General features: G+C 62.0%; 16 protein-coding genes and 2 pseudogenes. 10 read left to right on the forward strand and 8 right to left on the reverse strand.

Annotation, left to right across the window (positions count from 1 at the left end; all coding sequences use genetic code 11):
* Positions 1–18: 18 nt before the first annotated feature.
* Positions 19–954, reverse strand: coding sequence for a 2-hydroxyacid dehydrogenase (locus Q5Y75_RS15680; RefSeq protein ID WP_306199121.1), 936 nt, complete (start codon positions 952–954; stop codon positions 19–21).
* A 118-nt stretch (positions 955–1072) separates the two neighbouring features.
* Between Q5Y75_RS15680 and Q5Y75_RS15685 the strand changes: the two genes are divergently transcribed.
* The 3 genes from Q5Y75_RS15685 to Q5Y75_RS15695 are packed head-to-tail and all read left to right on the forward strand — an operon-like array spanning position 1073 to position 3889.
* Positions 1073–2308, forward strand: coding sequence for an acyl-CoA dehydrogenase family protein (locus Q5Y75_RS15685; protein WP_306199123.1), 1236 nt, complete (start codon positions 1073–1075; stop codon positions 2306–2308).
* A 55-nt stretch (positions 2309–2363) separates the two neighbouring features.
* Positions 2364–3005 (forward strand): DUF1007 family protein, encoded by a 642-nt coding sequence (locus Q5Y75_RS15690; RefSeq protein WP_306199125.1) that lies wholly within the window; start codon positions 2364–2366, stop codon positions 3003–3005.
* On the forward strand, positions 2990–3889 hold the full coding sequence (locus tag Q5Y75_RS15695; RefSeq protein WP_306199127.1) for a nickel/cobalt transporter: 900 nt from the start codon (positions 2990–2992) through the stop codon (positions 3887–3889). The genes Q5Y75_RS15690 and Q5Y75_RS15695 overlap by 16 nt, the downstream gene beginning before the upstream one ends.
* A 6-nt stretch (positions 3890–3895) precedes the next feature.
* Here Q5Y75_RS15695 and truA read toward each other — a convergent pair whose 3' ends face one another.
* The 7 genes and pseudogenes from truA to Q5Y75_RS15730 form a co-directional block, all read right to left on the reverse strand.
* Positions 3896–4663 carry a tRNA pseudouridine(38-40) synthase TruA gene (gene truA, locus Q5Y75_RS15700; protein ID WP_306199129.1) on the reverse strand — a complete coding sequence of 256 codons (768 nt, stop codon included), beginning with the start codon at positions 4661–4663 and terminating at the stop codon, positions 3896–3898.
* A 1130-nt stretch (positions 4664–5793) separates the two neighbouring features.
* Positions 5794–5905, reverse strand: a pseudogene (locus tag Q5Y75_RS15705) (ATP-binding cassette domain-containing protein); the annotation flags it as partial.
* Positions 5906–6142: 237 nt separating this feature from the next.
* A complete protein-coding gene (locus tag Q5Y75_RS15710) occupies positions 6143–6865 on the reverse strand; it encodes an alpha/beta hydrolase (RefSeq protein WP_306199131.1) in 723 nt (240 codons plus the stop codon).
* A gap of 40 nt (positions 6866–6905) precedes the next feature.
* On the reverse strand, positions 6906–8918 hold the full coding sequence (locus Q5Y75_RS15715; protein WP_306199133.1) for an NADPH-dependent 2,4-dienoyl-CoA reductase: 2013 nt from the start codon (positions 8916–8918) through the stop codon (positions 6906–6908).
* A 123-nt stretch (positions 8919–9041) separates the two neighbouring features.
* Positions 9042–9305: pseudogene (locus Q5Y75_RS15720) on the reverse strand (acyl-CoA dehydrogenase); the annotation flags it as partial.
* A complete protein-coding gene (locus Q5Y75_RS15725; RefSeq protein ID WP_306199137.1) occupies positions 9281–9571 on the reverse strand; it encodes a hypothetical protein in 291 nt (96 codons plus the stop codon). The pseudogene Q5Y75_RS15720 and the gene Q5Y75_RS15725, both read right to left, overlap by 25 nt.
* A 180-nt stretch (positions 9572–9751) precedes the next feature.
* Complete coding sequence (locus Q5Y75_RS15730; RefSeq protein WP_306199139.1) at positions 9752–10429, reverse strand: IclR family transcriptional regulator; 678 nt, start codon at positions 10427–10429, stop codon at positions 9752–9754.
* Positions 10430–10523: 94 nt separating this feature from the next.
* Here Q5Y75_RS15730 and Q5Y75_RS15735 point away from each other — a divergent pair, with 94 nt between their 5' ends.
* From Q5Y75_RS15735 to Q5Y75_RS15765, 7 genes are all read left to right on the forward strand, one after another.
* Positions 10524–11714, forward strand: a complete 1191-nt coding sequence (locus Q5Y75_RS15735) for a CaiB/BaiF CoA transferase family protein (RefSeq protein WP_306199142.1) — start codon at positions 10524–10526, stop codon at positions 11712–11714.
* The gene (locus Q5Y75_RS15740; protein WP_306199144.1) at positions 11711–12535 is read left to right on the forward strand and encodes a citryl-CoA lyase; all 825 of its coding nucleotides are present in this window, start codon (positions 11711–11713) and stop codon (positions 12533–12535) included. The genes Q5Y75_RS15735 and Q5Y75_RS15740 overlap by 4 nt, the downstream gene beginning before the upstream one ends.
* Before the next feature lie 135 nt (positions 12536–12670).
* The gene (locus Q5Y75_RS15745) at positions 12671–14086 is read left to right on the forward strand and encodes a YcjX family GTP-binding protein (protein WP_306199146.1); all 1416 of its coding nucleotides are present in this window, start codon (positions 12671–12673) and stop codon (positions 14084–14086) included.
* A complete protein-coding gene (locus Q5Y75_RS15750; protein WP_306199148.1) occupies positions 14083–14535 on the forward strand; it encodes a GNAT family N-acetyltransferase in 453 nt (150 codons plus the stop codon). Before Q5Y75_RS15745 ends, Q5Y75_RS15750 begins: the two co-directional genes overlap by 4 nt.
* On the forward strand, positions 14532–15518 hold the full coding sequence (locus Q5Y75_RS15755; RefSeq protein WP_306199150.1) for a YcjF family protein: 987 nt from the start codon (positions 14532–14534) through the stop codon (positions 15516–15518). Before Q5Y75_RS15750 ends, Q5Y75_RS15755 begins: the two co-directional genes overlap by 4 nt.
* 97 nt (positions 15519–15615) lie before the next feature.
* Positions 15616–16911, forward strand: coding sequence for an SDR family oxidoreductase (locus Q5Y75_RS15760; protein ID WP_306199152.1), 1296 nt, complete (start codon positions 15616–15618; stop codon positions 16909–16911).
* Positions 16908–17393, forward strand: coding sequence for a DUF2269 family protein (locus tag Q5Y75_RS15765; RefSeq protein WP_306199153.1), 486 nt, complete (start codon positions 16908–16910; stop codon positions 17391–17393). Before Q5Y75_RS15760 ends, Q5Y75_RS15765 begins: the two co-directional genes overlap by 4 nt.
* Positions 17394–17444: the final 51 nt, after the last annotated feature.

Here is a 17444-nt window from a genome sequence, read left to right on the forward strand (position 1 = left end):
GGGCGTTGTGCCCTGTTCTCAATAGCCGCGTGCGCGGTCGACCTCGTGCAACAGATCCTCGCCTGCGCTCAGGCGGCGCAGGTTTTCCGCCACATCTTTCAGCGCGTCCCCAAGATGCCAGCCGGACACATGCGGTGTGAGGGTGAGTTTCGGGTGTGACCATAGCGGGCTGTTGGCGGGCAAGGGTTCCTGGCTGACCACATCCAGAACCGCAAGGCCGGGTGTGCCCCTATCCAGCGCCTGCAACAGCTCGGCCTCGTCGATCAGATCGCCGCGCCCGGCATTGAGCAACTGGCTGCCCGGTTTCATGGCGGCAAGCATGCGCGCATCGATCAGCCCTTCGGTTTCGGGCGTGCTGGGCAGGATGGCGCAGATATGGTCGCAGCGGCCTAAAAGCGCGGGAAGCGCGTCATAGCCGTGGTGGCAGGTTACACCGGGTAGGGATTTCGGCGACCGGCTCCAACCATGGACCTGAAACCCCAGTTGATCCAGCAGCCGTGCCGTATAGCCACCGATATGGCCCAGCCCCAATACGCCCACCTGTGTCTGTGTCGTGATCAGCGGCGCGACCGGCGACCAGTCCGCCTGCGTCTGCTGGCGGCGATAGCGATCGCCCTGCCGCTGGGCGTTCAGGATATAGGTCAGGAACCATTCGGCAATCTCGCGGGCGGGGGCCTCTGGCTTCAGCCGGGTAACCCGGACGTGATCGGGCAGCGCCGGGTGGCGCACGATGGTTTCCACGCCGGCACCCAGTTTCTGCACCAGTTGCAGGTTGGGCAGGCGGTGCGGCAGATCCGGGTCCAGCCGCGAGACGGCCAGCATGCTCACCTCGCTAAGATCGCCGGGATCAGCCAGCGTGCGTACATCCGATGTCGGGGTATGCGCACTCAGGATTTTGGCAATCTCATCATCTCCCATCCATCCGTCATGGCCAACATTGATCAACAGCGCCATCAAAGGTCCTTTCAGAAATAGCGGTGACGTATCGTCACCCAACTGGACTTCTGCTGCCCAGCTAAGTCATCCTCCGGTCAAACGTAAAGTCCGGTGATCCCGGCGAAGGAGACATGTCATGACAATGAGCTTTGGGATGCGGGACGAACACCGCGCGCTTCTGGACCGGGTGAGCGCGATGATCCGTGATGAGGTCATGCCGCTGGAGGAGGAATATCAGGGGGAAGTGGCCAAGGGCGACCGTTGGCAATACACTGACCGGCAGACCGAGATCCTTGAAGGGTTAAAGGCAAAGGCCAAGGCGGCGGGGTTGTGGAATTTCTGGCTGACCGACAGTGACCGGGGGGTCGGCCTGACCACCGTTGAATACGCCTATTTCGCCGAAGAGATGGGCAAGACCCCGCTGGGGGCCGAGGTGTTCAACTGCTCGGCGCCCGATACCGGCAATATGGAAGTCTTTGAACGTTATGGCACCGAGGCCATGAAATCCGAGTGGCTGGCGCCGCTTCTGGAGGGAGAGATACGGTCCGCCTATCTGATGACCGAGCCGGATGTGGCCTCGTCTGATGCCACCAATATCTCGATGTCCTGTGTGCGGGACGGGGCGGAATATGTGCTGAATGGCGAGAAATGGTGGGCCTCGGGCGCGGGCGATCCGCGTTGCCGGGTCTATATCGTGATGGTGCGCACAGGGGATGATGACACTCCCAAGCATCAGCGCCATTCGATGATCGTGGTGCCTGCGAACACTGCAGGGATCGAGGTGCTGCGGCCCATGCAGGTCTACGGTCATGACGATGCGCCGCACGGGCATATGCATATCCGATTCACCAATGTGCGGGTTCCAGTCGAGAACATCCTGCTGGGCGAGGGGCGTGGCTTCGAGATCGCGCAAGGCCGTCTTGGGCCGGGCCGCATCCACCATTGCATGCGTGCCATCGGGCAGGCGGAGACCGCGCTGGAACAGATGTGCAGGCGGTCGCTGCAACGCGAGGCGTTCGGCAAGCGACTGGCGCAGCTTGGCGCGAATTACGACATCATCGCTGAATGCCGGATGGAGATCGAGATGGCGCGCCTGCTCTGCCTCAAGGCGGCGTGGTACATGGATCAGGGGGATGCGCGGGCTGCAGCCCCCTGGATTTCGCAAATCAAGGTGATCGCGCCGCGCGTGGCGCTCAAGGTGATCGATGAGGCCGCGCAGATGTTCGGCGCGCAAGGTATCAGTCAGGACACGCCGCTGGCCGCCGCCTGGACTCATGTGCGGACGCTACGCTTGGCCGATGGCCCGGACGCGGTGCATCGGCGGCAGGTCGCCCGGACGGAGCTAAAGAAATACACGCAGGAAAAAGTCTGAGCCGCATTGCGTTGCGCCGCCGCCGCCAGCGCCCTATCTTCTGCGCATGAAACGCATGTTGCCTCTTGTTCTGTGTCTGATGCCGGTCGGCTTGACCGCCCATCCGCACGTTTTTGTGGATACCGGGCTGGATGTGATCTTTGACGACCAGAACCGGCTCACCCATGTGCGGGTCACCTGGGCATATGATGATTTCTACTCGCTTCTGATCCTCGAAGATCTGGGTCTGGATTCGGACGCTGACAATATCCTTGCGCCGTGGGAGCAGAAGCGGCTGCAAGGCTTCGACATGAACTGGGTTGAAGGGTTCAACGGTGATCTTGACGCAACGCTGGGCGGTCAACAGCTTCAACTGTCCAGACCGATGGAGCCGACCGCAGAACTGCGTGACGGTCGCATTATTACCACCCATCTGCGAGAGGTCACTGGTCAGCCACAGGTCGGCGGGGAAACACTTTCCATAAAACCCTATGATGAGACGTTTTATGTGAGCTACGACCTCACCCTGCCGGTGCGATTGACCGGCGAACATACCTGCCTGACTGAACGGATTGACCCAGATATCGACCAGAAACTGTCGGAGATGCGGGCATTTCTGCTGAGCCTGGATGTCAATGCTGATCTCGAAGAGAACGACATCCCTCTGATCGGCGAGCAATTTGCGACTGAGATCCGGATCACATGTCCAAACTCCTGATCCTGCCGGTTGGCATCGCCGCGGCTTTGTTTTTGTGGCTCTGGGCCGGGGGCGGCTTCGATCAGCTTTCTGTTTGGGCCGCAGGTGAGCAGCGGGAGTTTCAGAACCAGATTGCTGGCGCATTGCGGGGCTTGCGGGCCGGGCATGACGGCACGCTCTGGCTCTTGATGGGGCTTTGTTTTGCCTACGGGTTCTTTCACGCCGTGGGGCCGGGGCATGGCAAGGTGCTGATCGGAGGCTACGGGCTGGGTCGTCGTGTGCCCTGGCTGCGGTTGAGCGTGATCTCGTTGCTGGCCAGTCTGGGGCAGGCGGTGACGGCGGTGGCCATCGTCTATGCCGGGGTTTTCCTGTTTGACATGACCCGCGAGCGGCTGATCGGCGTGACCGAGGATGTCATGGCGCCGGTCAGCTACGGTGCGATTGCGCTGGTCGGGCTCTGGCTGGTCTGGCGCGGGCTGCGGAAGTTGATGCACCGGCCTCACACGCACACGCACACGCATGCACATGATCACGGCACGTGCGAGAGCTGTGGCCACAAACACGGTCCCGATCTGAATGAGGTCGATCAGGTCTCGACCCCGCGCGAGGCGCTTGCGCTGATCGCCAGCATTGCGATCCGGCCCTGCACCGGCGCGCTCTTTGTGTTGCTGATCACCTGGCAGATGGGGATCGGGGGTGCGGGCATCGCCGGGGCGTTTGCCATGGCCCTGGGTACTGCAACCGTCACGATCACGGTCGGCCTTGCCGCTGCCGGAATGCGCGGCGGGATCGCCGGGTCCGCCGGAGCGTTCCAGCAGGCGGCAAAAGTGCTGCCCTTGGTCGAACTGATGGCAGGACTTCTTGTTGCGGTCGTGGCGGGCGGGCTGTTGTTGCGCGCGCTCTGAGCCGGTTTACCCGAAGACCGGATCGGGATAGCGGACCTGCGCAAGATACAGGCCCTGCGGCGGACAGACCGGACCACAGGCGGCGCGATCGCGCGACTCCAGAGCGTCTTGCACATCACTGGGTGTCCAGGCACCGGCCCCCACACGCTCCAGCGTGCCGACAAAACTGCGCACCTGATTGTGCAGGAAGCTGCGGGCGCGCACATGAAAATGTATCTCGGGGCCGGAGAAGCCTGCGACCTCTTCTACACGCAACTCATCCAGTGTCTTGACTGGGCTCGCCGCCTGACAGAGCGACGAGCGGAAGGTGGTGAAATCATGCCGCCCCAACAACCTGTCCGCGCCCTGCTGCATGGCCACCGCATCCAGCCGGTGGTTGACCCGCCAGACCTGTCCCGCCTCGTGGGTGGCAGGCGCACGGCGCATCAGGATGCGAAACAGATATTGCCGCTCAACAGCGGAAAAGCGCGCGTGCCAATCGTCCTCTACCCGCGCTGCAGCGGTGATGGCGACTGGGTGCGGTTTCAGGTGATGGTTCAACGCCTCTGACAGCCGAAACGCCTCCCAGTCCTTGTCCAGATCGCAATGCGCCACCTGGCCCAGCGCATGCACGCCTGCATCTGTCCGGCCCGCCGCAGCAATCGTATGCGCACCCGGCTGCAACCGGGCCAAAGCCCCTTCAATCGCGCCCTGCACCGAGGGCTGATCCTTCTGGCGCTGCCATCCGGCAAAGGGTGCGCCCTGGTATTCGACTTTCAAAGCATAACGTGGCATGGCCGCGCAGGTATCCAACCGGCACCCCGATGTCCAGCGGACAGAGAGCGCTGACCCCGTCACCAAAGGCGACCCCATCGTGATAGTCATAGCCAGATTAAGTACCGGATCTTCAGGTGATGTGCTTGATCATTGTCTTCGCGCTGTAGGCAGGAGCGCCGGTGACCGTGCCCGCTGAAGCGCTCCGGTTTGTAGGACGTCAAACAACTTTGACCTTTGCGCCAAAAACTGACCCTACCGACTTCGGCTGAACTCTCCAATCTCCACCGTCCAGCGCCAGATATCTTTGTCCTAGCGACACGCTGCGGAGAAGGTGCGGAATGAACCCATTGCAGTCAGTTCAAGTAGTGCGCAATCTGCTCCCACGGCTAGAGGAAATGAAAAGTGGCGGCGGATGGAACTTCGACGTGAAAACGGCACGCGGGAATTCCCGAAGATGCCAGAAGCCGGGCCGCCTCGCTGGCCAGAATACCTTACTGCACACGCATGCTTTAGCTGCAATAAATCGTGGAAAATGACTCCTGACAAAAGCGGTCATGTCTGTCCTGAATGTGGGCAAGCGGTTTGCACTATGGGCCGCTCGTTCAAGGCTCCCAAAAAGTCCGACAAGGAGCAGTGGGAAAAGGTAAGGCGGCTCTGGAACGCCGGTTTTCGCTTCCATAGCTATAGGTGCTGTCCCGACGCAGAGAGGCTGCCAGAGCGTCTATCTGAAGTTGACGACTTCATTGCTCGCAATCCGGAGCACCCATTCAAAATACCCCAACGCTAAGCTCTCCACTGATTTTGTGCGGCCGCTTTCGTCCGCGCGGCAGACCTTATCCGTTGGCCGGGCCGACGACCGCTAGGCGAAGAAACCCGACCTTTATCTCATGTCCTTGAATGCCCGCTTCAGTCGAAACTGGTTTAGCCGAATACCTGCTTGTGAGCTCACTCTGCCAGCCAATTCTTTCTTAAGCTACACGCCGTGGAAGAAATCGCCCATTCTCATGCCGTTTGCCTGCAGCGAAACGCGCCTCCCTTGCAGGCATTAGACCCGGTTTGAGACCGACAGCGTCTGGGCGATGTCCTATTCGAAGATACTGGCCTCGTCCCTTCGCCGATGATGCCGGGAAGCGCGGTGTAGATGTCCTTGATGATAGTCGGCGCGAGGCCGAGGCTGATCTCGTCGAAGAGGGTCAGATCGGGATTGGCCATCAGCGCCCGCCCGATGGCAACCATCTGCTGTTGCCCGCCCGAATTCGTTGATGTCACCGGCAATATAGGTCGATAAATCCCGGTCGCTTGTTGGCGCCTTCAATAGCGATCTCAGGATCAGACGTTCCAGGCGAAACAGCCAGATGCCATAGAACGCTGACAGATAGTCCTCTAAAGTCACGTGGCCGGCAATCTCGGTTGAAAAACAATCGGTATAGAACCCTGTTTTGAATGCGTAGCTGTCGATCAGCGAACCCGGTGGCGGTTCGGTCGCCCGCGCAGGCATCACGTGGCGTTTGCTGTTTCGCCGGCGGCAAGATGCTTCTTCAGGAACGCACGTGTCCTCTCAAGAAAGAGCCCAGAGACTTTCCATTCCGGCGCCACGATTTCAAAGACATGCGGCGCACCATCGACATACATGGTTTCGCAGGGTACTCCGGCGTCGATCAGACGGTCCGCATATTTGCGGGTTTCTTCCGAGAACAGGTCATATATGCCAACCCCAATCCAAGTCGGTGGGAGGCCGCTCAAATCTGCGCGTCGCGCCGGTGCCGCATATTCCCATACAGCAGCGTCCCCGGTCTTGGCCGGTTGCAGATAGGCGTTCCAGGCAATCTTGTTGCAGCGGTTGTTCCAGATCTCAAACGTTTCCTTGCCCAGTGACCGGTCTGCCGCAACACGGTCGTCCAGCATCGGATAATGCAGAACCTGCGCCACTGGCTGCTGGCCACCTTCGTTGTGAATGCGGTTGACCAGCGCTGCTGCGAGCCCACCCCCACCGCTTTGACCCAGAATGGCCAGACGCGTCGAGTCGATGTCATCCGCGTCCAGCATCCATTGCCACGCCGCGCGCGCATCGTCCAAAGCCGCAGGATAGGGGTTTTCCGACGCCCAGCGGTATTCAACGGTCACAATTGGAACGCGGAGCCAGCGTGCAAAACGCGGCGCGACCGTGTTCACCTGCTCGGTCGTGCCGGCGATAAAGCCGCCGCCATGTATCCAGAGCACGCCCCATATGCTGCGATACCTGTGTCTGAAAGTCCCTGGATCAGACGACTGCGGCCAATCTGACGGCCTGATCGATTGCGCGTCTTGCGTCGAGTTCCGCGGCGACGTCGGCGCCGCCGATCAGGGTGGGGGTGCCGCCCATCTGGGTGGCCAGATCGCGGTTTGATTCCTGGCCAGCACACAGGATCACGTTGTCGACCTCCAGCACCCGTGGTTCACCGTCCACGTTGATGTGCAGACCCTCGTCGTCGATCTTCACATACTGGCAGCCACCGATCATGTTCACCCGGGCACGCTGCAGTTGCGCGCGGTGAATCCAGCCGGTGGTCGCGCCCAGGTTCTCACCCAGTTTAGAGGTCTTGCGCTGCAGCAGATACACCTCGCGGGCAGGGGCGGGGATGTCCGGCGCACCGGTCAGGCCGCCACGGGTCTTGCCGCTCAGATCGATGCCCCATTCGCGGGCAAACTGATCGGGGTCCAGGCTGGCGGATGGGCCGGAATGGACAAGAAACTCGCTGACGTCGAAGCCGATGCCGCCTGCACCGATGACAGCCACGCGTTTGCCGACGGGCTTCTGGTCACGCAGAACGTCGACATAAGTCAGCACTTTGGGATGGTCGATGCCCAGGATCTGCGGCTCACGCGGATGCACACCTGTTGCAGTGATCACCTCGTCAAATCCCTCCAGATCTCCCGGCTTGACGAAGGTGTTCAGCTTCAGGTCGACGCCGGAGAGTTCGATTTCCTTGCCGAAATAGCGCATGGTTTCGTGGAATTCTTCCTTGCCGGGCACTTGCACTGCAATGTTGAGCTGCCCGCCGATCTTGTCGGAGGCGTCAAACAGGGTCACGTTATGGCCGCGCCGCGCCGCCGTGGTGGCATAGGCCAGCCCCGCCGGGCCCGCGCCGACAACCGCGATCTTCTTAGGCGCGTCGGTGGGCGCGATCTCGATCTCGGTTTCATGGGCCGCGCGCGGGTTCACAAGGCAAGATGTGACCTGTTGCTTGAAGACCTGGTCCAGACAGGCCTGATTGCAGCCAATGCAGGTGTTGATCTCATCCGAGCGGCCTTCGGCAGCCTTCACCACAAACTCTGCATCGGCCAGGAAGGGGCGCGCCATTGACACCATGTCGGCGTCGCCGCGTTCCAGGATTTCTTCGGCGACTTCCGGCGTATTGATCCGGTTCGAGGTGATGACCGGCACCGAAACCGCCCCCTTGAACGCGGCCGTGATGCGGGTGAAAGCCGCGCGCGGCACCAGCGTGGCAATGGTGGGTACCCGCGCCTCGTGCCAGCCGATGCCGGTGTTGATGATTGAAACCCCGGCCTTTTCCAGCTCCTGACCCAGCTCGATCACCTCTTCCATGGTCGAGCCGCCCTCGACCAGATCCAGCATCGACAGGCGGAAGATCAGCAGGAAGTTCTCGCCCACGGCCGCGCGTGTGCGGCGCACGATCTCAACCGCAAGGCGGGTCCGGTTCTGGTAAGAGCCCCCCCAGTCATCGGTCCGGTGGTTCACGCGTTCGGCGATGAACTGGTTGATGAAATAGCCCTCAGACCCCATGATCTCGACCCCGTCATAGCCCGCTTTCTGGGCGCAGACGGCGCAGTTGACGAAATCGTCGATCTGCTTCTCGATCTCGTCCGAGGTCAGCTCGCGTGGGACAAACGGGTTGATCGGAGCCTTGATGGGGGAGGCGCTGATATTGTCGGGGTTATAGGCGTAGCGGCCCGTATGCAGGATCTGCATGCAGATGATCCCGCCCGCCTCATGCACCTCCTCGGCGATCGGGCGATGCTCTTCGATGTCATGCTCGTTCATCATGGTGCCGCCGCCCTTGATCACGGCACTTTCCGGGTTGGGGCCGACGCCACCGGTCACGATCAGGCCAACACCGCCGCGCGCGCGATCCGCATAAAACCGCGCCATCCGCTCGACACCACCCTTGATATCCTCAAGACCAAGGTGCATCGACCCCATCAGGATGCGGTTCGGCAAGATCACATGGCCAACTTCGAGCGGGGTAAAAAGGTTGGGATACTGTTCAGTCATTGGCTTGATATCCTCCAGTCGGCTATGGGGCGTTTAGCTTATCTGACCCGGTAGCTGGTGTTTCATTGCTGTGCCGGTTGGTTTGGGTGTCCGGCGGGGTTTGTCTCAAAGTCTTCAGAATTCCTCGGCGGTCATGTCAAAGCCGATATCGGGCAGAAAGCCCTTCGTCACCGGGGTCACCGGGGAGACCAGCGCGCGCGCCTCCGCATCTTCGTTGCGATGCGCCCGGTCGATCAGCGTCGCGGCCCAACAGGCCAGCGCGCGACCACCCTCGACAAAGCTCTTTTGTTCCAGAAGGTTGCGGCGCATTTCAGGATGCACAATCAGCGGGTCCGCCCGGCCTTCCGGGGTCTTCGCGCCGGTCACGTCGCGCCCCTGAAGCCGGTCCAGCCCCCTTCACGCAGCGCATCAAAGCCTTCGCGAAAGCACGGAGCGGTAAGAACCCGACCATTTTCGAGCGTGCACCCGATCTGATCGCCATCATGGTTTATTGGCGCAAAAGTATCCGAGGCCAACCTGCCTGCTTCATCTAGAACCGCAGCCGTAAAACCGCTTTCGAGGTCCTTGTAACCAGGAACGTCGGATTCCGTGACCCGAAAGACATCGTGCAGCAGGAACTCAGCATCATCAACCGGTGCTGTGAAATGCGGCATTATGGTCTCCTCCGAATTTTAGGAAGTCCTAACATTTAAGTTGCACGTGGCAACTCTTTGAGTTGGCAACGTTGCGTAACAGAGGGTGTGTCAGCCTTGAGGTGGAATGCAGAACAGGTCTCCTTGTCCTTTTTGAACTCTCCTTAAGGTCAAGTTTCTGGTTCCCGAGTTGCGAAAGCGTCAAGCAAGGCCACGGCTCAACGCCCGCGCAGAGGCCACAACAACGGCGCGCGCTTTGGCAAGCGCTTCGCGGTTTAGCCTTTCGAGCGGCCCGGATACTGCAAGCGCCCCGTGAAACTGCCCGGTCGCGTCTATGATCGGTGCGGCGACGGCTGAAATATGGGGATTGCGTTCTCCTTGCGAAACGCAGCTCCCGTCGGCGTCCAGGCGTGCCCTGGCTGTGTCATCGCCGAGATGAAAGGCCGCCAGAACATGCCCCGCCGCGCCCGATTGCATCGTCAGTCGCGCGCCTTCATCGAGATGGTGGCGAACAGGATCGGGCGAATTCTCGCGGTAAAGACACAGCCGTTCATCCTGATCGGGAACGTAGAAAGAGGCCGTTTCGCCGGTCTCTCTGACCAATTGGCGCAGCACCGGACGGACGGATTCGCCTAATTCGAAGTTGCGGCGGTAAAGCGCGCCGAGCCGCCATAGGGCCGGTCCGAGACGGAAACGCCGGTTCGGATCGCGTTTCAGATAGCCGTAACGCTCCAGCGACGCAGCGAGGCGACTCACGTTGCTCTTGTAAAGACCTGTTTCCACTGAAATTTCCGTCAGGGTCAGCGCGGGTCGATCTTTCGAGAATGCCTCAAGAATTGACAGCGCCTTCTCGACGGATTCAACACGTGGCTGTTTCATTTGTTCTACTCTGCGCAACAAATCTCAGAGAAAGTTGCGTTGAATGTGCCCGAATGTCTACCTGAAAAGGCAACGAATACGCCGATGGAGCCACATGCGTCCGCTTTCCAATATCCGAGTTCTCGATTTGACAAACGTACTGGCAGGCCCGTTTGCCTGCCATCATCTGGCGCATCTTGGGGCCGAAGTGATCAAGGTCGAGGCCGCCGGGCGCGGCGATCTGGCCCGGCAATTGGGGGCCGATCCCGAGCTGAACAAGAAGGGTATGGGCGTTTCGTTTCTGGCCCAGAACGCGGGCAAGAAATCCGTCACGGTCAATCTCAAGCACCCGGACGGCAAGGCGCTGTTTCTGAAGCTGGCGAACACCGCCGATGTGGTGGTCGAGAATTTTCGCCCCGGTGTGATGAACCGTCTCGGGGTTGGCTATCAGGTCCTGAGCGAGATCAACCCGCGCCTGATTTACTGTGCGATTTCAGGCTTTGGTCAAGACGGGCCATGGGTCCATCGCCCGGCCTATGATCAGATCATTCAGGGCGCCTCCGGCGTGATGTCGATCACCGGAGTTAGCGACAGTGCGCCCCTGCGGGTGGGTTATCCGGTTGCCGATACAGTGGGCGGCATCACCGCCGCCTTCGCAATTACCGCAGCGCTGAACGGCAGTCCGCGCGGGTCCTTCATCGACGTTTCGATGCTTGAATCGGTGCTCGCCACGATGGGTTGGGTGGTGTCAAACTACCTGATCGCCGGGGTCGTACCCACCGCGAATGGCAATGAAAATGTGACCTCGGCACCCTCGGGCACCTTCGAGGCGGGTGATGGCCTGATCAACATCGCCGCCAACAAGGACGAGCAATGGGTGTTGCTGACCGACCATCTGGGGTTGGCCGAACTTCGCGCGCGGCCGGGCTATGCCACCCGCGAAGATCGCAAGAAAAACCGGCTGGCGTTGAAGGCCGAGCTGGAAACCGTCCTGAAAACGCGGCCCGCGCGGGATTGGGCAAAGGAGCTGAACCGGATCGGCGTGCCGTCGGGCGCGGTTCTGACGGTCCCGGAGGTGCTGGAGATGCCGCAAGTCGCCGAGCGTGGTTTTCTGCACGGTTTCGAAAACGTACCTGGTGTGGAGCGCGATATTCAGGTCGCGACCACCGGCATCAAGATCGATGGCAGCGCGCCGGTGGTCGACACTCCGCCGCCCCTACTGGGTGAGCACAATGCTCAGATCTGGGGTGAGCTGGGCGTGACTGGCGAGACTCTGGAGGCACTGAAGAAGGATGGCGCGATATGAGCGAGACACAAAACGATGTCTCCGATTGGTGGCAAACGGAGATCATCGATATGGCGCCGGGCCAGATCCGGATTCGCGGTCATCCGATCGGGGATTTGATCGGCAACGTGACCTTTCCACAGATGATCTGGCTCATGACCCGCGGCGATGTCCCGTCCAAGGCGCAGGCGGAGCTTTTGGAATCCGCGCTGGTGGCAGCGGTGGATCACGGGCCACAAGCGCCATCGATTGCGGCCTCACGTATGGCGGTCACCTGCGGGCTGGGGTTGAACGGGGCGCTGGCCTCGGCGGTCAATATGCTGGATGACATCCACGGCGGGGCAGGCGAACAGGCGGTTGAACTCTATAGCTGGATCGACAATGCGGCTCAGACCGGTCAAGCGCTTGAAGCGGCGACCGGCGAAATGATCGATCGCTGGCAGGCAGAGCGCACGAAATTTATCCCCGGTTTCGGACACCGTTTTCACAAACCGGTGGACCCACGCGCGCCACGTCTGCTGGGCCTGGTCGATGAGGCCGCGCAGACGGGCACGGTCACTGGCCGTTATGCGGAGATCGGCCGCGCCATCCAACATGTGCTCAACACCCGTAAAGGCAAGCCGGTACCGATGAATATTGATGGTGCCACAGCGGTGATTTATGCGGAGCTGGGCTTTGCCGGGCCATTGGCGCGCGGGCTCTTTTGCCTCTCGCGTTCAGTCGGGATCATCGCTCATGCCTGGGAGCAGATGAACCAGGGCGGGCGCAACAAGGGACCGACCCCACCGTCCTACCGATGGACCTATAGCGGCCCGCGTCCCATCGACCTGAAGGGTGATTGAGGGTCGATAGAGTTTTGGGCCGCGATGGAGCGGGTACCTTGTCCATTCGGCAAAAACATCCCGGACCGCGACGCAGAGCCTCGCAAATTCCGCAATGGCTGCCTATCTTGGCGTCGAATAGTCAGAGGCAGCGGTTTGGTTCTATCTTCAATTGCCGACACTTTGGTGCGCGGTGTGGAAAATGCCGGGGATGCGGTCTCCGAGGCGCTGTTTGAACCGGTGATCCGGCTGGGCGTGACCGGGTTGGCGCGGTCGGGCAAGACGGTGTTCATCACATCACTCGTATCCAATCTGCTGGACCGGGCGCGAATGACCGGCCTTGCGGCCGCACAGGAAGGCCGGATCGAGGCCGCTTATTTGCAGCCGCAGCCGGACGACACCGTGCCGCGTTTCGATTATGAGACCCATCTGGCGGCGCTCACCTCGGATGCGCCGCGCTGGCCGGACAGCACGCGGGCGGTATCGGAACTGCGCCTGTCGCTCAGGGTGCGGCCATCGGGCCTGCTCTCGGGGCTGTCGGGGCCGCGCACGGTTCATATCGATATTGTCGATTATCCCGGCGAATGGCTGCTGGATCTGGCGCTGCTGGAAAGATCTTATGCCGATTGGTCGCAGGAGGTTTTGACCCGCATCCGGTCGCGCGATTGCGCGGCGGGCTTCCTTGCGCATCTGCAGGATGTCGCGCCCAAGGCTGAGCATGCTGAGCCGGTCGCGCAGGCCCTGGCGCGTAACTTTGCCGACTATCTTGTCGCGGCGCGCGATCAGGGCCATTACGACTGCACGCCCGGTCGGTTCCTGCTGCCCGGCGATCTTGAAGGCTCGCCGGTTCTGACCTTCGCGCCACTGCCGGTCGACGGGCTCGCGCCCCGCAAATCGCTGCATCGCGAGATGGAGCGGCGGTTCGAGGCCTATAAATCACAGGTGGTAAAGCCGTTTTTCCGCGATCACTTCGCCCGTATCGACCGGCAGGTCGTGTTGGTCGATGCGCTGGGTGCGATCCATCGCGGCCCGCGCGCTGTCGAGGATCTACGGCGCGGGATGGGCGATATCCTCTCGGCTTTTCGACCGGGTCGCAACGCCTGGCTGTCGCGTTTGCTGTTGGGCAAACGGGTTGAAAAGATTCTGTTTGCGGCCACCAAGGCCGATCATCTGCATCACAGCCAGCATCCCCGCCTGACCGCGATCATCGAGGCGATGACGCGTGAGGCGCGCGACCGCGCCCGCTTTGCCGGTAGCGAGACGGCGGCGCTGTCCATGGCCTCGCTAAGGGCCACGACTGAAGAGATGCGCGCGCATGAGGGCCGTGAATTGCCCTGCGTGCGGGGACAGCTGCTGGAAAGCGGCAAACAGGCGGCCTTCTATCCCGGTGATTTGCCCGAAGATCCCTCGCATCTGCTAGGGCCAGCACGGGACGGTGCCAGCGAATGGCTTTCGGGCGATTATGAGGTGATGAGTTTTGCCCCGGCGCGCCTGACGCTCAGACCGGGCGAGGGGCCGCCCCATATCCGGCTGGACCGGGCGGCGCAATTCTTGATCGGTGACCGGCTATGAGCGTGGTGCTGCGACCGGCGCGGCTGACCGATGCCGGGCGGTGTGGGGACATCCTGCACGGCTTCACGCGCGACAATCACTGGATGCCCGACCTGCACAGCGCGGCGGAAACCATTGCCTTTTGCGGGACGATGATCGCGCGACGCTGGGTCACAGTGGCCGAGTTGGAGGGCAGGGTCGAAGGGTTTTTGGCCCGCGATGGCGCGCTGATCCACTCGCTTTACCTGTCGCGACACAGTCGCGGACAGGGCATCGGCGCGCGTTTGCTTGCAACCGCCAAGGCGCAAAGCGACCTGCTGGAGCTGTTTGCCTTTCAAGCCAATCCCGGTGCGGCGCGCTTCTATCGGCGCGAGGGGTTCAGCGAGGCGGCCCGCAGCGATGGCCGTGACAATGACGAGAAGCTGCCCGATATCAAGTTCATCTGGTCCAGAGAGGCAACAAAGACATGACCAAAGGCCCGGTCCTGATCGATCTCGAAGACGAGGACACCCCTGCGCCCAGCGTCGCCGACGCGCCGCCCGTTCCCGATGCCGGGGCAGGGCGCGCCATGCAGGTGGCGGCCCAGGTCGTCGCGCGACGACCGTCGCGTCTGGCGCGCTGGTTCTGGGGGCTGCTGCTGACGGTGATCGGCGCGATGGTCTCCATCGCGGCCTGGGACTTTGTCAACAACCTGCTGCTGCGCATGCCTCTTTTGGGCTGGGTGGTTTCGGGCATGCTTGCGGCGCTGGTTCTGGTCTGCTTGATCCTGGTGATCCGCGAATTGGCGGCGCTGGGCCGGTTGCGCCGCGTCGACGGGTTGCGGCAGGCCGCCGTGCAGGCTTTGGCCGAACACGACCTGACCCAGGCGCGGGCGGTCGGCGACCGGATCGACAAGCTTTATCAAGGGCGCGAGGATACGCGTTGGGGCCTGCAAAGCCTGGCCGAGCGCAAGGCGGACCAGTTCGATGCCGATGCCATGATGCAGCTGATCGAGGATGAGGTGCTGGCCCCGCTCGATGACGCTGCCAGCCGCGAGGTCGAAAACGCCGCCCGTCAGGTTGCGACGGTCACGGCCCTGGTTCCGCTGGCGCTTGCCGATGTGCTGACGGCGCTGACCGCCTCATTGCGGATGATCCGCCGCATTGCCGAGATTTATGGCGGGCGCGCCGGGCTGTTGGGCAGCTGGCGACTGACCCGCGCGGTCTTTGCGCATCTGGTGGCCACCGGCGCAGTGGCCGTCGGCGATGACCTGCTGGAGCCGCTTCTGGGCGGCTCACTGCTCAGCAAACTCTCGCGCCGCTTTGGCGAAGGTCTGGTCAACGGCGCGCTCAGCGCGCGCGTCGGCGTCGCTGCGATGGAGGTCTGCCGACCGTTGCCCTTCTCGGACCGCCACAAACCCTCGGTCCGCGGGATCATCAAGCGGGCGCTCAGCAGCCTCTTTTCCCGAAACTGATCTTGTGCCCCGATGTCGCGCCGAGCGTTATATGGGTTTCCGGCGGCTCGCAGGTCTGTAGGATCGCGGGACGATCTGCCTGATCCGAGGTGACGCATTGACCGCACATGTTCTGGTTCTGGGGGCCTACGGGTTCATCGGCAGCGCCGTTGTCAGAGCGCTGCAAGAGCGGAATTTGCGAGTCACCGGGCTGGTGCGTAATCGGCGTGTTGCGGCCCGGGTTCTCCCCAATGTCCCTATCAGGGTCGCTGATCTCAGGGCGCTGACGGACGCCTCCGGCTGGTCCGGCCTGCTGTCTGATATCGATGTCGTGGTCAATTGCGCCGGTGCGCTGCAGGATGGCGGCGGCGATGATCTGGAAGCTGTGCACCATCTTGCCATCGCAGCACTGGGTGCGGCCTGCGCCGAGCGCGACATTGCTGTGGTTCAGGTCTCTGCTGTTGGTGCCGACCCTCAAGCGCCCACCGTGTTTATGCAAAGCAAGGCGCGCGGAGATGCGGCGTTGCGCCGATCCGGTGTTTCGCTGCACCTGCTGCGGCCCGGTCTCGTGATTGGGCAGAGCGCCTATGGCGGAACGGCGCTGCTGCGAATGCTGGCGGCTGTGCCTTTGCTTCAACCCCTTGCGCTGGGACGGGTTCCGATCCAATGCGTCGGGCTGAGCGACCTGTGCCGCGTGATCACAGACGCGATTGAGGGGCAGCTCGCGCCGGGGTGTTATGATCTGGTCGAAGCCCATCCGCGCGATTTGGCCGGGGTCGTGGCGTCAACACGCGAATGGCTAGGGTTTGAACCGGCCAGATATGTGATCGAGATGCCGGGCTGGTTCACCGGAGGGGCATCGCGTATCGCCGATCTACTGGGCCATCTGGGGTGGCGCTCGCCCCTGCGCAGCACGGCGTTGACGGTGCTGCGCGATGGGATCACCGGTGATCCGAGCGCTTATGCGGCGACCGGAGGGCATATCCGGCCGCTGCCCGAAATCTATGCAAGCCAGGACTGCACCCGGGCCGAGCGTCAGGAGGCCCGACTTTCGTTGCTGATGCCACTGATTCTGGCCGTGCTCTGCATCTTCTGGTGCATCTCGGGAGTGATTGGCCTGTTCCGGATCAACGCCGCTGCCGACGTCTTGCGCCAGGCCGGTTGGGGGTCATCGCTTGCGGTGGCGTCGGTTCTGTTCTGGTCCCTTGCTGATCTGGCTCTGGGGGCAGGGCTTTTGCTGCGGCGTTGGGCCGCGCTGGCCTGCATCGGACAGGTCGCGGTCTCAAGCGCCTACCTCTTGGCCGCAACCTTTGTCGTGCCGCGGCTTTGGGCAGACCCGCTGGGTCCCCTGGTCAAGATCCTGCCTGCTGCGATGCTGTCGGTCATACTCTACACCCTGCTGGAGGACCGATGATCGAGCCCGACCTCATCCTGCGCTGGCTGCATGTGATCGGGGCCTGCGTCTTGCTTGGAACCGGGGCGGGAATCGCTTTTTTCATGCTGATGGCGGTGCGCAGCCGTATCCCTGCCGTGATCGCCCAGGTGGCGGCGTGGGTGGTAATTGCGGATCTGATCTTCACCGCGACCGCCGTGATCGCGCAGCCGGTAACGGGCATATTGCTGGCCCACGAGCTGGGCTGGGACCTGACCGAAGGATGGCTTTTGCTCTCGATCGGGCTTTATGCCTTCACCGGTGCGTTCTGGCTGCCGGTTGTCTGGATACAGCTCCGTCTTCGCGACCTCGCGCGTGTCGCCGCGGCGCAGGGCGCGCCCTTGCCACCAGCGTTCGATCAGCTCTACCGCATCTGGTTTCTCTGTGGCATCCCGGCATTCTTCGCGGTGCTGGCAATCATCTGGTTGATGCTTGCGCGGCCAGATATCCCGCTCTGGAAGTGAATGTGACCGCTTTACCCCGGTTGGAACCCGCCATATAAGGCGGCCATGTCC

It is taken from the genome of Ruegeria discodermiae (assembly GCF_030758345.1).
In the GTDB taxonomy this organism is placed as follows: Bacteria; Pseudomonadota; Alphaproteobacteria; order Rhodobacterales; family Rhodobacteraceae; genus Ruegeria_C.

Excerpts from the sequence above, each read along its gene's own strand:
- Q5Y75_RS15680 (WP_306199121.1), bottom strand. The coding sequence starts at position 954 with ATGGCGCTGTTGATCAATGTTGGCCATGACGGATGGATGGGAGATGAT.
- Q5Y75_RS15685 (WP_306199123.1), top strand. The coding sequence starts at position 1,073 with ATGACAATGAGCTTTGGGATGCGGGACGAACACCGCGCGCTTCTGGAC.
- Q5Y75_RS15690 (WP_306199125.1), top strand. The coding sequence starts at position 2,364 with ATGTTGCCTCTTGTTCTGTGTCTGATGCCGGTCGGCTTGACCGCCCAT.
- Q5Y75_RS15695 (WP_306199127.1), top strand. The coding sequence starts at position 2,990 with ATGTCCAAACTCCTGATCCTGCCGGTTGGCATCGCCGCGGCTTTGTTT.
- truA (WP_306199129.1), bottom strand. The coding sequence starts at position 4,663 with ATGCCACGTTATGCTTTGAAAGTCGAATACCAGGGCGCACCCTTTGCC.
- Q5Y75_RS15715 (WP_306199133.1), bottom strand. The coding sequence starts at position 8,918 with ATGACTGAACAGTATCCCAACCTTTTTACCCCGCTCGAAGTTGGCCAT.
- Q5Y75_RS15725 (WP_306199137.1), bottom strand. The coding sequence starts at position 9,571 with ATGCCGCATTTCACAGCACCGGTTGATGATGCTGAGTTCCTGCTGCAC.
- Q5Y75_RS15730 (WP_306199139.1), bottom strand. The coding sequence starts at position 10,429 with ATGAAACAGCCACGTGTTGAATCCGTCGAGAAGGCGCTGTCAATTCTT.
- Q5Y75_RS15735 (WP_306199142.1), top strand. The coding sequence starts at position 10,524 with ATGCGTCCGCTTTCCAATATCCGAGTTCTCGATTTGACAAACGTACTG.
- Q5Y75_RS15740 (WP_306199144.1), top strand. The coding sequence starts at position 11,711 with ATGAGCGAGACACAAAACGATGTCTCCGATTGGTGGCAAACGGAGATC.
- Q5Y75_RS15750 (WP_306199148.1), top strand. The coding sequence starts at position 14,083 with ATGAGCGTGGTGCTGCGACCGGCGCGGCTGACCGATGCCGGGCGGTGT.
- Q5Y75_RS15755 (WP_306199150.1), top strand. The coding sequence starts at position 14,532 with ATGACCAAAGGCCCGGTCCTGATCGATCTCGAAGACGAGGACACCCCT.
- Q5Y75_RS15765 (WP_306199153.1), top strand. The coding sequence starts at position 16,908 with ATGATCGAGCCCGACCTCATCCTGCGCTGGCTGCATGTGATCGGGGCC.